Annotated in this window: 13 protein-coding genes; 11 read left to right on the top strand and 2 right to left on the bottom strand. The window is 70.2% G+C overall.

The genetic code is table 11. The features are described 5' to 3' along the window. Positions 1–105 precede the first annotated feature (105 nt). Together ACIBK0_RS15790 and mmpA are read left to right on the top strand one after the other, a co-directional pair. On the top strand, positions 106–807 hold the full coding sequence (locus ACIBK0_RS15790; protein ID WP_399079847.1) for an endonuclease V: 702 nt from the start codon (positions 106–108) through the stop codon (positions 805–807). A gap of 108 nt (positions 808–915) precedes the next feature. Then, positions 916–1062: a morphogenic membrane protein MmpA gene (gene mmpA / locus ACIBK0_RS15785; protein WP_399079845.1), complete on the top strand. Its 147-nt coding sequence runs from the start codon at positions 916–918 to the stop codon at positions 1060–1062. A gap of 34 nt (positions 1063–1096) precedes the next feature. On the opposite strand, the gene ACIBK0_RS15780 is transcribed toward mmpA, so the two are convergent. After that, positions 1097–2269, bottom strand: coding sequence for a saccharopine dehydrogenase family protein (locus tag ACIBK0_RS15780; RefSeq protein ID WP_399079843.1), 1173 nt, complete (start codon positions 2267–2269; stop codon positions 1097–1099). A 102-nt stretch (positions 2270–2371) separates the two neighbouring features. On the opposite strand from ACIBK0_RS15780, the gene ACIBK0_RS15775 reads away from it, so the two are divergent. From ACIBK0_RS15775 to ACIBK0_RS15740, 8 genes are all read left to right on the top strand, one after another. Then, on the top strand, positions 2372–2752 hold the full coding sequence (locus tag ACIBK0_RS15775) for an MmcQ/YjbR family DNA-binding protein (RefSeq protein ID WP_399079841.1): 381 nt from the start codon (positions 2372–2374) through the stop codon (positions 2750–2752). 142 nt (positions 2753–2894) lie between these two features. Continuing rightward, the gene (locus ACIBK0_RS15770) at positions 2895–4049 is read left to right on the top strand and encodes a CaiB/BaiF CoA transferase family protein (protein WP_399079839.1); all 1155 of its coding nucleotides are present in this window, start codon (positions 2895–2897) and stop codon (positions 4047–4049) included. Continuing rightward, the gene (locus ACIBK0_RS15765) at positions 4049–5062 is read left to right on the top strand and encodes an LLM class F420-dependent oxidoreductase (RefSeq protein WP_399079837.1); all 1014 of its coding nucleotides are present in this window, start codon (positions 4049–4051) and stop codon (positions 5060–5062) included. The genes ACIBK0_RS15770 and ACIBK0_RS15765 overlap by 1 nt, the downstream gene beginning before the upstream one ends. A 42-nt stretch (positions 5063–5104) precedes the next feature. Beyond that, a complete protein-coding gene (locus ACIBK0_RS15760; RefSeq protein ID WP_399079835.1) occupies positions 5105–6247 on the top strand; it encodes an acyl-CoA dehydrogenase family protein in 1143 nt (380 codons plus the stop codon). Between the two features lie 48 nt (positions 6248–6295). Continuing rightward, positions 6296–7510, top strand: coding sequence for an acetyl-CoA C-acetyltransferase (locus ACIBK0_RS15755; protein ID WP_399079833.1), 1215 nt, complete (start codon positions 6296–6298; stop codon positions 7508–7510). A 39-nt stretch (positions 7511–7549) separates the two neighbouring features. Beyond that, positions 7550–9727, top strand: coding sequence for a 3-hydroxyacyl-CoA dehydrogenase NAD-binding domain-containing protein (locus tag ACIBK0_RS15750; RefSeq protein ID WP_399079830.1), 2178 nt, complete (start codon positions 7550–7552; stop codon positions 9725–9727). Positions 9728–10027: 300 nt separating this feature from the next. Next, the gene (locus ACIBK0_RS15745) at positions 10028–10243 is read left to right on the top strand and encodes a hypothetical protein (protein WP_399079828.1); all 216 of its coding nucleotides are present in this window, start codon (positions 10028–10030) and stop codon (positions 10241–10243) included. 44 nt (positions 10244–10287) lie between these two features. After that, positions 10288–11028: a hypothetical protein gene (locus ACIBK0_RS15740; protein ID WP_399079826.1), complete on the top strand. Its 741-nt coding sequence runs from the start codon at positions 10288–10290 to the stop codon at positions 11026–11028. Positions 11029–11043: 15 nt separating this feature from the next. Here the strand turns inward: ACIBK0_RS15740 and ACIBK0_RS15735 are convergent, their stop codons facing one another. After that, positions 11044–11742 (bottom strand): MerR family transcriptional regulator, encoded by a 699-nt coding sequence (locus ACIBK0_RS15735; RefSeq protein WP_399079824.1) that lies wholly within the window; start codon positions 11740–11742, stop codon positions 11044–11046. 135 nt (positions 11743–11877) lie between these two features. On the opposite strand from ACIBK0_RS15735, the gene ACIBK0_RS15730 reads away from it, so the two are divergent. Beyond that, complete coding sequence (locus tag ACIBK0_RS15730; protein WP_399079822.1) at positions 11878–13665, top strand: AMP-dependent synthetase/ligase; 1788 nt, start codon at positions 11878–11880, stop codon at positions 13663–13665. Positions 13666–13700: the final 35 nt, after the last annotated feature.

The following is a 13700-nucleotide window of genomic DNA, read 5'->3' as shown; positions in this document are numbered from 1 at the left end:
ACGGAGGAACTCCCACTCCTCATCGGACAGTTCATGGCGACGTATCACCCGACCATGATCCACTACTCAAGATCAATTGAAGACACGACCTAGGCTCGTCCCACCATGACGACCGTGAGGATTCCCGCGGGCTGGCCCGCCACCGAAGAGCAAGCACGTGCCGTGCAGGACGAGTTGCGGGAGCGGGTGGTGCTCGACGAGCCGGGGCCGCCGCCCGGCACCGGCCGGGTGACGGGGGTCGACGTCGCCTACGACGACGAGCGGGACGTCGTCGCCGCCGCGGCCGTCGTGCTCGACGCGGCCACCCTCGACGTCGTCGCCGAGGCCACCGCCGTCGGCCAGGTCTCCTTCCCGTACGTTCCGGGGCTGCTCGCCTTCCGTGAGATCCCGACCGTTCTGGCCGCGCTCGGGGCCCTGCCCTGCGGGCCGGGCCTCGTCGTCTGCGACGGCTACGGCCTGGCCCACCCGCGCCGCTTCGGCCTCGCCAGCCACCTCGGCGTCCTCACCGGACTCCCCACGATCGGCGTCGCCAAGAACCCCTTCACCTTCTCGTACGAGGAGCCCGGCGCCGAGCGCGGCAGCGCGTCCCCGCTCCTCGCGGACGGCCCCGCGGGCGCCGAGGAGGTCGGCCGCGCGCTGCGCACGCGGGACGGCGTCAAGCCCGTCTTCGTGTCGGTCGGCCACCGGGTGAACCTGGACAACGCGTGCGCACACACGCTCGCGCTCACCCCGAAGTACCGCCTGCCGGAGACCACCCGGCGCGCGGACTCCCTCTGCAGGCGGGCCCTCCGGGAGGCAACACCCTGACCGACTCCTCTCTTGACGGAGCAGGCCTTCTGAGTACCCGATCTGAGTACGCGTTCTGAGTAGTCGTACGGATGCGAGGGCACCCTCATGATCGGCAGGCTGTGCCGCATGACGACGCACCGTGCCCCGAAGCCCGCCGCCCACCCCACCCAGCCCGTCGAACGGGCGGTGACGGCCGCGCTGGTCCTCGCCGTGATCGCCGGACTCGCCTGGATAGGCGGGATGATCTACACGGTCTCGGGATGGTCGTCCTGAGGTCCGGCCATCCCGAGAATCCGGACCATGTCGACTAGCGCGTGGCCGCGACGCGGAAGACGATCCCGGCCTTGCGGAGGCGTTCCATCAGCGCGTCCCCCATCGCCACCGCCGTCGTGACCTGACCGGACGTTTTCGGCAGGTCGTCGAAGGCGAGGGACAGTGCCGACTCCGCGAGCATCTTGGCGGTCTCGTCGTAGCCGGGGTCTCCGCCCGCGACCTCGGTGAAGACACGCCGCCCGCCGCCCTCTCCGACGAACCGCACCGAGAACCAGCTCTTGGCGCGTCGGGAGGCGCTCGGCCCGTCCCCGGGCTTGAGCCGGTCGGACAACCAGCGGCGCGCGGGCGGCAGTTGGGCCGCAGCGAAGACCGCGCCGACCGCCGCGACCCCGCCCACCGCGAAGGGCAGTCGTTCGACGGCCGCGTAGTGGCGGTAGCGGAAGTCGGGCCCGTAGCGCTCCAGCGCCCGCGCGGACCGCTGCACCACCTGAGCGTCGATCGTGGGCAGCGGCAGTGCCCAGGCCCCGACCTCCTTGGCGAACCGCGGAGCGCTCAGGGGTGCCTCCGCGCGCCGGGCCATCAGCCGCGGCTCATGGCGTTTCCGGTCCCGTGCCGCGGCGAGCATGTGCCGCCCGCGCGCGAACTGGTTGAGCGCCGAGGCGAAGGTGCCGCCCGAGAACATCGCCTGGGTGCGTACGAATCCGTCGACCCTGAGCGGTACACCCTCGGGCAGCTTCCGCACGGTGAAGTACGCGCCCAGGTCGTGCGGAATCGAGTCGAAGCCGCAGGCGTGCACCAGGCGCGCCCCCGTCTCCCGCGCGCGGGCGTCGTGCCGGACATACATCAGGTCCACGAACTCGGGCTCGCCGGTGAGGTCCACGTAGTCGGTCCCGGCGTCCGCGCAGGCGGCGACCAGCTCCTCGCCGTACGTGATGTACGGCCCCACCGTTGTGGCCACCACGCGCGCGTGGCGCGCGAGTTCGCGCAGCGACTCGGGATCGGCCACGTCGGCCAGCAGCACACCGGGGGCACCGGCCAGCCGCTCCCGGAGCCGTTCCAGCTTCTCCGCGCTGCGCCCCGCGATCGCCCAGCGCAGCCCCTCGGGCCCGTGCGCCGCGAGGTACTCCGCGGTGAGTTCCCCGACGAACCCCGTGGCTCCGAAAAGCACGATGTCGTACGCGCGATCCGTCCCGTTCAGCCTGCTCATGACACCCCTCAGCCGTGCGCGAAGCGCCGTTGTCGGTGGCTGAGGCTAGCGTGAGGTACGAGCAGCCGAACGACGAGGTCGGACGAAGAGGTCGGAGGAGCCGTGGCTGTGCCGAAGAACGCCCTGAAAAAGTGGGAGAAGGTGCGCGAGTTCGCCCTCGGCCTGCCCGGCGCCGCGGAGGAGTTCCCCTGGGGCGAGACCGTCGCGAAGGTCAACAAGAAGGTGTTCGTCTTCCTCGGCCTCGACGACGGCAGTTATCCGCTCGGCGTCACCCTGAAGCTCAAGGACGAGGCCGCGCACGCCCATGCCCTCGCCTCACCCGGCGCCGAGCCCGCCGGATACGGCCTCGGCAGGTCCGGCTGGGTGCGCATACCCCTGGAGGAGCGGGACGCGCCGGCCGCGGAGCTGCTGTGCGACTGGGTCGAGGAGAGCTACCGGACGATCGCGCCGAAGAAGCTGATCGCCGAGCTGGACGGGCGCTGACACGCCCCGTTTCGGCCCTCCTCATCCCGATTCGCACCGGAGAATTTAACTAAGCGCTTGCTCGTCAAGGGCTTGCCCGATGTGGAACACGTTCTTAACATCGCTGATGTCACATCAGTAGTGTCACAGTGCTGGGGGCTTGATGGCAGTGGCAGGGACGCCAGGGCACGGCCCGCTCGTCGGGGTGCGCGTCGTCGAGCTGGCGGGCATCGGTCCCGGCCCGTTCGCCGCCATGCTCCTCGCCGACCTCGGCGCGGACGTCGTCCGCGTGGACAGGCCCGGCGGCGCCGGGCTCGCGATCAACCCGGAGTACGACATCACCAACCGCAACAAGCGGTCCGTGATCATCGACCTCAAGACCCAGGACGGTCAGGACCGCGTCCTCGACCTGGTCGAACGCGCCGACATCCTCATCGAGGGCTACCGCCCCGGCGTCGCCGAGCGCCTCGGTGTGGGCCCCGAGACCTGCCACGTCCGCAACCCGAAACTCGTCTACGGGCGGATGACCGGCTGGGGCCAGGAGGGTCCGCTCGCCCAGCGCGCCGGGCACGACATCGCGTACATCGCCCTCACCGGCACCCTCGGCATGATCGGCAGGCCGGACGAGCCGCCCACGGTCCCCGCGAACCTCGTCGGCGACTACGCGGGCGGCTCGCTCTACCTCGTCGTGGGGATCCTCGCCGCGCTCCACCACGCGCGCGCGAGCGGCGCCGGACAGGTCGTGGACGCGGCCATCGTCGACGGCGCCGCGCACCTCGCCGCGATGATCCATGGCATGTTCGCCGCCGGCGGCTGGCAGGACCGGCGCGGCGCCAACCTCCTGGACGGCGGCTGCCCCTACTACGGGACGTACGAGACGGCCGACGGCCAGTACATGGCGGTGGGCGCCCTGGAGCAGCAGTTCTACGACGAGTTCGTGGAGCTCCTCGGCATCGAGGAGATGGCCTCCGCCCGCAAGGACCTGGCCCGCTGGGGCGAGCTGCGCGAGGCCGTCGCCGCCCGCTTCAAGACCCGTACGAGAGACGAGTGGACCGCGGTCTTCGAGGGCTCCGACGCGTGCGTGGCGCCGGTCCTGTCGCTGCGCGAGGCGCCCGCCCATCCGCATCTCGCCGCCCGCGGCACCTTCGTCGACCACGGCGGCATCACCCAGCCGGCCCCCGCGCCCCGCTTCTCCCTCTCCCGCACCGCCGTCCGCAGTGGTCCCGCCCAACCGGGCGCCGACACCGCGGACGTGGCACGCGACTGGGGCGTACCCGACCTGTTGAAAGACGGCGATCCGATGAAGGACGGCAATTGATGGAGCTCTCCCTCCCGCTCGACTACGCGGGCGATCCCCGGCCGGCGGCCGACGAGGTCGCCGCGCTGGAATCCGCGGGCCTGGACGCCGTCTGGGTCGCCGAGGCCTACGGCTTCGACTCACCCACCATCATGGGCTATCTGGCCGCCCGCACCGAGCGCATGAAGATCGGCGCCGCGATCCTCAACGTCTACTCGCGCACCCCCGCGCTGATCGCCCAGACGGCCGCCGGGCTCGACGCGATCTCCGGAGGACGAGCCATCATCGGGCTCGGTGCCTCCGGCCCGCAGGTCGTCGAGGGCTGGCACGGGAAGGCGTACGACAAGCCGCTCGGCCGCACCCGCGAAGCCATCGAACTGACCCGCCGCATCCTGCGCCGCGAGGTCATCGACCACCACGGCATCACCGACATGCCCCGCCCCGGCGGCCTCGGCAAGCCCCTGAAGATCCTCACCAAGCCCGTACGGCCCGAAGTGCCTCTGTACGTCGCCTCGCTGGGCCCCGCCAACGTCCGTATGACCGCCGAGGTCGCCGACGGCTGGCTGCCCACCCTGTTCCTCCCGGAGAAGGCCCACCAGGTGTGGGGCACCGCGTTGGCGGAGGGCGCCGCACGCCGGGACCCGGCCCTTGGCCCACTGCGGACCGTCGCGGGCGGACTGCTCGCCATCGGCGAGGACGCGGCGGCCGTGCGGGACCTCGCGCGGCCCAAAATCGCCCTCTACGTAGGAGGCATGGGCGCGCCCGGCAAGAACTTCTACAACGACCTCGCGGTGGCGTACGGCTACGAGAAGGAAGCCCGGCTCATCCAGGAGTTGTACCTCTCCGGGCGGAAGAAGGAGGCCGAGGCCGCCGTGCCGGACGAGTTCTGCGAGCTGATGTCGCTGTGTGGACCCGAGACCTACGTCCGCGAGCGTGTCGAGGCCTTCCGGGAGGCCGGAGTGACGATGCTCAACGTCATCCCCGTCGGACCGGAACCCGCCAGGCTCGTCGAAACCGTCAAGAGCTGGCTCTAGGAAGGCGTTTCCCCGTATGAACTCCAGGAGGGCGTTTCCCGCATGAAGCGGCAGATCTTCACCGCCGAGCACGACGCGTTCCGCGAGACCGTGCGCACCTTCCTCGCCAAGGAGGTGCTGCCCCACTACGAGCAGTGGGAGAAGGACGGCATCGTCTCGCGCGACGCCTGGCGGGCGGCAGGGAAGCAGGGGCTGCTCGGGCTCGCCGTTCCCGAGGAGTACGGAGGCGGCGGCAACCCGGACTTCCGGTACAGCGCCGTCCTCGCCGAGGAGTTCACGCGCGCGGGGACCCCAGGGCTCGCCCTCGGACTGCACAACGACATCATCGGGCCATACCTGACGGATCTGGCCACCGAGGAGCAGAAGCGGCGCTGGCTGCCCGGTTTCTGTGACGGTTCGCTGATCACGGCGATCGCCATGACCGAACCCGGTGCCGGGTCCGACCTCCAGGGCATCAAGACGCATGCCGAGGACAAGGGCGACCACTGGCTGCTCAACGGTTCCAAGACCTTCATCTCCAACGGCATCCTGGCCGATCTCGTGATCGTGGTCGCGAAGACGACGCCCGAAGGTGGCGCTCACGGGCTGTCGCTGCTCGTCGTCGAGCGCGGCATGGAAGGCTTCGAGCGCGGCCGCAACCTCGACAAGATCGGCCAGAAGTCCCAGGACACGGCCGAGCTGTTCTTCAACGACGTGCGCGTCCCCAAGGAGAACCTGCTCGGCAAGCCGAACGGCGCCTTCGTCCATCTGATGACGAACCTCGCGCAGGAGCGCATGGGCATCGCCGTCGCCGGCATCGCGGCCGCCGAGTACCTGCTGGAGATCACCACCGCATACGTCAAGGAGCGCGAGGCCTTCGGGCGGCCGCTCTCCAAGCTTCAGCACATCCGCTTCGAGATAGCCGAGATGGCCACCGAGTGCGCCGTCACCCGCGCGTTCCTGGACCGCTGCATCGTCGATCACTCGAACGGGGAACTCGACGCGGTGCACGCCTCGATGGCCAAGTGGTGGGCCACCGAACTGCAGAAGCGGGTCGCCGACCGCTGCCTCCAACTGCACGGCGGCTACGGCTACATGACGGAGTACCGCGTCGCCAGGGCCTTCACCGACGGACGTATCCAGACCATTTACGGCGGGACCACCGAGATCATGAAGGAGATCATCGGCCGTTCCCTGCTCGGCTGACCCTCACAGCCCGGCTCAGCCCTCCCGGCTCTCTTGAAAGGCTTACCAGTGAGCACCGAAGCGTACGTGTACGACGCGATCCGCACCCCGCGCGGCCGCGGCAAGGCGAACGGCGCCCTGCACGGCAGCAAGCCCATCGACCTGGTCGTCGGGCTCATCCACGAGGTCCAGCGCCGTTTCCCGGGCCTCGACCCGGCCGCGATCGACGACATCGTCCTCGGCGTCGTCGGCCCGGTCGGCGACCAGGGCTCCGACATCGCCCGCATCGCCGCGGTCGCCGCCGGACTGCCCGACACGGTCGCCGGCGTCCAGGAGAACCGCTTCTGTGCCTCCGGTCTGGAGGCGGTCAACATGGCCGCGATGAAGGTCCGTTCGGGCTGGGAGGACCTGGTCCTCGCGGGCGGCGTCGAGTCGATGTCGCGCGTGCCGATGGCCTCGGACGGTGGTGCCTGGTTCGCCGACCCGATGACCAACATGGCCACCAACTTCGTGCCGCAGGGCATCGGCGCCGACCTCATCGCCACCATCGAGGGCTTCTCGCGGCGGGATGTCGACGAGTACGCGGCCCTGTCCCAGGAGCGCGCTGCCGCCGCCTGGAAGGACGGTCGCTTCGAGAAGTCCGTCGTCCCCGTCAGGGACCGCAGCGGGCTCGTCGTTCTCGACCACGACGAGCACCTGCGCCCGGGTACCACCGCCGACTCGCTCGCCAAGCTGAAGCCGTCGTTCGCCGACATCGGCGAGCTGGGCGGATTCGACGCCGTGGCGCTGCAGAAGTACCACTGGGTCGAGGAGATCGACCACGTCCACCACGCCGGCAACTCCTCCGGCATCGTCGACGGCGCCTCCCTCGTCGCCATCGGGTCGAAGGAGGTGGGCGAGCGTCACGGACTCACCCCGCGCGCGCGGATCGTCTCCGCGGCCGTCTCCGGCTCCGAGCCCACCATCATGCTCACCGGGCCCGCGCCCGCGACCCGCAAGGCGCTCGCCAAGGCCGGACTGACGATCGACGACATCGACCTCGTCGAGATCAACGAGGCCTTCGCCGCGGTCGTCCTGCGGTTCGTGAAGGACATGGGCCTGTCCCTGGACAAGGTCAACGTCAACGGCGGGGCGATCGCGCTCGGCCACCCGCTCGGCGCGACCGGCGCGATGATCCTCGGCACCCTCGTCGACGAGCTGGAGCGCCAGGACAAGCGCTACGGCCTCGCCACGCTGTGCGTGGGCGGCGGCATGGGCATCGCCACGATCGTCGAGCGCGTCTGACCTTTCCCGACGGATACACGGATCAACGGAGCACCCCTGATGAGCACTGAGTCCACCACCATCCGCTGGGAACAGGACGAGACCGGCGTCGTCACCCTCGTCCTCGACGACCCCAACCAGTCCGCCAACACCATGAACCAGGCCTTCAAGGACTCGATCGCAGCGATCGCCGAGCGCGCCGAGGCCGAGAAGGACTCCATCCGCGGCATCATCTACACCTCCGCGAAGAAGACCTTCTTCGCGGGCGGTGACCTCAAGGACATGATCCAGGCCGGGCCGGAGGACGCCCAACAGGCCTTCGACACCGGTACGGCCATCAAGTCCTCCCTGCGCCGCATCGAGACCCTGGGCAAGCCCGTCGTCGCCGCCATCAACGGCGCGGCCCTCGGCGGCGGTTACGAGATCGCCCTCGCCTCCCACCATCGCATCGCTCTCGACGCGCCCGGCTCCAAGATCGGCCTGCCCGAGGTCACCCTCGGTCTGCTGCCCGCCGGCGGCGGCGTCACCCGCACCGTCCGTCTGATGGGCATCACGGACGCCCTGCTGAAGGTGCTGCTCCAGGGCACCCAGTACACCCCGAAGCGGGCCCTGGAGAGCGGCCTCGTGCACGACTTGGCGGTGACTGCCGAGGAGATGCTCGCCAAGGCGCGCGCCTTCATCGACGCCAACCCCGAGTCGCAGCAGCCCTGGGACAAGCCGGGCTACAAGATCCCGGGTGGCACGCCGTCGAACCCGAAGTTCGCGGCCAACCTGCCCGCCTTCCCGGCCAACCTGAGGAAGCAGCTGAACGGCGCCCCCTACCCGGCCCCGCGCAACATCATGGCGGCCGCCGTCGAGGGCTCGCAGGTCGACTTCGAGACCGCGCTGACCATCGAGGCGCGCTACTTCACCGAGCTGGTCACCGGACAGACCTCGAAGAACATGATCCAGGCGTTCTTCTTCGACCTCCAGGCGGTCAACTCCGGCGCCAACCGGCCCAAGGGCGTCGAGCCGCGCCCGGTCCGCAAGGTCGCCGTCCTAGGCGCCGGGATGATGGGCGCGGGCATCGCCTACTCGTGCGCCCACGCCGGCATCGACGTCGTCCTCAAGGACGTGTCCGCGGAGGCGGCGGCCAAGGGGAAGGCCTACTCCGAGAAGCTCTGCGCGAAGGCGGTCTCCCGGGGGCGTACCAGCCAGGACAAGGCCGACGCCCTCCTTGCCCGCATCACGCCCACCGCCGACCCGAACGACCTGGCCGGCTGCGACGCCGTGATCGAGGCAGTCTTCGAGGACACCGCGCTCAAGCACAAGGTGTTCCAGGAGATCCAGAACATCGTCGAGCCGGACGCGCTGCTGTGCTCCAACACCTCGACCCTGCCGATCACCGTGCTCGCGGAGGGTGTGGACCGGCAGGACGACTTCATCGGGCTGCACTTCTTCTCGCCCGTCGACAAGATGCCGCTCGTCGAGATCATCAAGGGCGAGCGCTCCGGCGACGAGGCACTGGCGCGCGCCTTCGACCTGGTACGGCAGATCAAGAAGACCCCGATCGTCGTCAACGACTCGCGCGGTTTCTTCACCTCCCGCGTCATCGGCCACTTCATCAACGAGGGCGTCGCGATGATCGGCGAGGGCATCGAGCCCGCGTCCGTCGAGCAGGCCGCTGCCCAGGCCGGCTACCCGGCCAAGGTCCTGTCCCTGATGGACGAGCTCACGCTCACCCTGCCGCGCAAGATCCGCAAGGAGTCGAGGCAGGCCGTCGAGGAGGCGGGCGGCACCTGGCAGACGCACCCGGCCGAGGAGGTCATCGACCGCATGGTCGACGAGTTCGGCCGCACCGGGCGCAGTGGCGGCGCGGGCTTCTACGAGTACGGCGAGGACGGCAAGCGCGGCAAGCTGTGGCCGGGGCTGCGCGAGCACTTCACCAAGCCGGGCTACGAGATCCCGTTCACGGACATGCAGGAGCGCATGCTCTTCTCCGAGGCGCTGGACACCGTCCGGCTCCTGGAGGAAGGCGTGCTGACCTCCGTCGCGGACGCCAACATCGGATCCATCTTCGGGATCGGGTTCCCCGGCTGGACCGGCGGTGTGCTGCAGTACATCAACGGGTACGACGGTGGGCTGCCCGGTTTCGTGGCACGCGCGCGTGAACTCGCCGAGCGCTACGGGGAGCGGTTCACGCCGCCCGCCCTGCTCGTCGAGAAGGCGGAGAAGGGCGAGCGGTTCAGCGACAAGTAGCGACAGGACCGGCAGAACCTCGGCGGCGCGTGCCGTATCGCTGAGTGGTACGAGAGGCTTGCTCCGTGAGGGCGAGGACCGGACGCTGACCCGCGAACCGGTACTCGCCCCCACGGAGGAGCTCCCAGGGGTCGCCGCCAGGCCTTGCCCTGCTGGACATCCGGCGCGGCGACGGCGTGGACCGCGTCCTTCGCACCCCCGGCACCACCGAACTCCCCTTCCTGGCCGCCTTCGCGGAAACCGAGGACGCACCCCAGTACGCCCTTGGCATCCATGAGGGCGCCGGCGATCGCGCCGAGCATGGTGCGCACGGCCGCCGAGCGCACCATCGGCGCGGCCGGCGGCTTCGAGCAGGTCCGCGTCCAGCAGGCCGTCTCCAGGACCCAGGAGCCGTCCGGCCTCGTCTCCACCCTCCGCTACGTGGTCGAGGAGGGCAGCGGCTTGCTGACGGCCAGACCCGCAATGTGGCGGGCGGATCCGCCTACTTGTGAGGGTTTTCTGGACGTGCGCCGGTGACGCAACCGGATGCGCCCCGTCCACGTCCTAGGCTCCCGTAGATCATGATCACGCCAACGGAGGGGCCGTACGTGCGGTGCACCACCAAGCGAGTGCTGCGAGGAGCCGGAGTCGGCGTTCTCGTCCTGTCGCTCGCGCTCACGGGATGCCAGGGCAAGAAGCACAAGAAGAAGAGCCGGGGGTACTCGTCCACCTCCCGCAGCCGCACCAGCGGTGGTTCGACGAGTGGCGGGTCGCTGACCGGGGCCCAGCGGGCGCAGTCCGTGCTGCCGCCCGCCGACAGCATGCCCACCGCCCTGCGCACGGTCAGCGAGGCGCTCTCCAGCCGCGCCAAGGCGCCCACGATCTGCAAGGACCCGTCCTCCAAGTGCAGGAACGCCGTGGCGCACGGTGACGTCGGCTACAGCGGCACCCGCGCCGGCGAGGGCGCCCGCTTCGAGGTCATCGTGTACCGCAACGCGAAGGCCGCCTCGAAGGCGTTCAGGGCCTGGGACATCTACGCTCGCAACCGCACCAGTACGCTCCAGGTACTCAACACCCCGACGTACGACGCCGGAAGCGTCACCTTCCAGTACAAGTCCGTCGCCAAGGAGCACACCCAGGAGACGGTGATCCTCCAGGGGAAGTACATCGGCACCCTGGAGCATCGGGCCGACACCAACTCGGCCCGGTCGGGGGCTTCCGACGCGCTGACCGGCCTCGCCCGGATGTACGCCGAGCGGCTGCGGCAGCTCGCGGCCGGCGACACACCCACCGCATCGACGGCGGGGCTGAAGGTCTCGTAGAGCAGGGGGAGTGGCTCAGGACTCCTTGAGCCACTCCCGCACTTCCTCCTTGAGGGAGCGCTGGAACGCGGTCAGCAACGCCTGCACCACCAGCGGCTGCATGTGCGCCGAGAGCGACTTCACCGCCGCCACGGACTCCCGCTCGCCCACCGCCTCCCGCAGCAGCGTGGACAGCTCGTGGGCGGCCGCACGCGAGTGCTCCAGGAGGACCGTGCGCGCCGCGAGGATCGACTCCTGCGCGAGCGGTACGTCGAGCAGCTGTATGCCGAGCCGCAGCAGCCCGGGGTCCACGCGGAAGGAGTCCGCGCTCCGCTCGATGACGCTCATCGCGGCGAGCCGGTCCAGGTCCCCGTCGTCCAGGGAGCGCCCGGCCCGCCGCTCCAGCTCCTCGCGTGTCACGTCCTCCGCCGCGTCGGGCGCCCAGGAGGCCACCACGGCCCGGTGGATGGCGAGGTCGTGAGCGCTCAGGCCGGGCGGCAGCTGCGTCAGATAGCGCTCGATCGCCGCGAGCGTCATGCCCTGGTGCTGCAACTCCTCGATGAGCGCGAGCCGGGCCACGTGCTCCTGACTGTAGTGGCCCACGCGCCGGGGACCGATGACGGGCGGCGGCAACAGGCCCTTGGCGCTGTAGAAGCGGACCGTACGGACCGTCATGCCCGCCCGCGCGGCCAGCTCGTCGACCGTGAGCGTGGGCTCTTCGGTGTCCGTCGTCATGGCAGGTCCTGTCTCTCCGGGCTGCGCAGCGATCAGGTGCAGCGGTCGATCCGGTGCAACAGTATTGCTGTCTCACCAGTGTTGTGAAAGCGTCCGGAGCGCTGCGCACCGAGCCGACGGCGCCAGGAGGCGGTCATGACCACGATCCTGCGACTCCCCGGAGAACCCGCCGAACTCACGCTCCCCGCCCTGCTGCTGCGCAATGCCGAGGACCATGGAGATCTGCCGGCGCTGTCCTGGCGTACCGAGGACGGCTGGGCCACGCTCACCTGGAGCGAGGTGCGCCGTGAGGCCGCCGTCCTCGCCGCCGGATACGCGGCCCTCGGCGTCGACCGCGGCGACCACGTCCTCATGATGATGAGCAACCGCCCCGAGCACTGGCTGAGCGACCTGGCACTGACACATCTGGGTGCCGTGCCGGTGAGCGTTTACGGCACCGCGGCCCCCGAGCAGGTCGCGCACATCGCCCGGCACAGCCGCGCCCGCCTCGCGGTCATCGAGGGGGCGCGTGAACTGGCGTGCTGGGAGCCGCTGCTGGAGGACTCCGGCACGCCGCTGGAGCGGCTGGTCGTCGCCGACGCGGCGGACGCGGGGCCCCATCGGACGTACGACTCGCTCAAGAGGCGGCAGAGCGCGGACGAAGGGTGGCAGGGCGCCGACGAGGGCCAGGAGAACGTCGACAAGGGCTGGTCGCCGACGCGTTCCACCGACCCCCTCACCGTCGTCTACACCTCGGGCACCACCGGCGACCCCAAGGGCGTACGCATCACCCACCGCAAGGTCGTCCTCAACGCGCTCGCGCTGGACCGCCTCGTCGATCTCCCCGACCACGTCGAGCACCTCTGTTACCTCCCCTTCGCGCACATCGCCGAGCGCATGCTGGGGATCTATCTGCCGGTGTTCCGCGCCTCGCACGTGTACCTGTGCGCGGACCCCACTCAGGTGGCCACCGTTGCGCGGGAGTTGCACCCCGCGCAGTTCTTCGGGGTCCCGCGCGTGTGGGAGAAGCTCGCCTCCGCCGTACGGGCCGCGCTGGCCGGGCTTCCGCACGAGCGGCGCCGGGCCGTGGAGGCCGCCCGGGAGACGGCACGCGCGCGCGTGGCCCGCCTCGAACGGGGCGAGGAGCCGTCCGCCGAGCTGGAAGAGGCGTACCGCGCGGCGAAGGAACAGGTACTCGACCCGATCCTCGCCCTGGCCGGATTCGACCGACTGGTGTGGACGGCGAGCGCCTCGGCTCCGATGCCGCCGGACGTCGTGGACTTCTGGGCGGGCTTCGGCCTCGCGATCATGGACGCCTGGGGTCTGACGGAGACGATCGGGGTCGCCACCACCAACACTCCCGCAGCCTTCCGGCTCGGCTCGGTGGGCAAGCCCCTGGACGGCGTGGAACTCCGCGTGGCCGAGGACGGCGAGATCTTCGTACGGGGCGCGACCGTCTTCGACGGCTATCTGCGCGAGGACGGCTCGATCGAGGATGCCCGGGACGCCGACGGCTGGTTCGCCACCGGCGACATCGGGCGGATCGACGAGGACGGCTTTCTCTGGCTCACCGACCGCAAGAAGGAAATGATCGTGACCTCGACGGGCAAGAACGTCTCGCCCGCGCTCGTCGAGAACGCGCTCAAGGAGCATCCCTTCGTCGACCAGGCCTATGTGCACGGTGACGGGCGCTCGTACCTGGTGGCCCTGCTCGTCCCCGACCCCTTGGCGGGGGCCGATCCGGCAGTGCTGCGGGACGGCATCGTCCGCGCCGTGCAGCAGGCGAACGTGCGCCTGAGCCGCACCGAGCAGATCAAGCGCTACCGGGTGCTCGACCACGAGTGGAGCCCGGAGACGGGCGAGCTCACGCCCTCGCTCAAGCTGCGGCGCAGGGCGATCCGGGAGCGCTACGGGCACGTGATCGAGGAGCTGTACGCCCCTTGAATCGAGGATGATCGAGGAGCTGCGCATCCCTTGAA

It is taken from the genome of Streptomyces sp. NPDC050564, assembly GCF_044457265.1.
GTDB lineage: Bacteria > Actinomycetota > Actinomycetes > Streptomycetales > Streptomycetaceae > Streptomyces.
The sequence above is the reverse complement of the archived record's forward strand: the minus strand, read 5'-3'. Positions and strand labels throughout refer to the sequence as shown.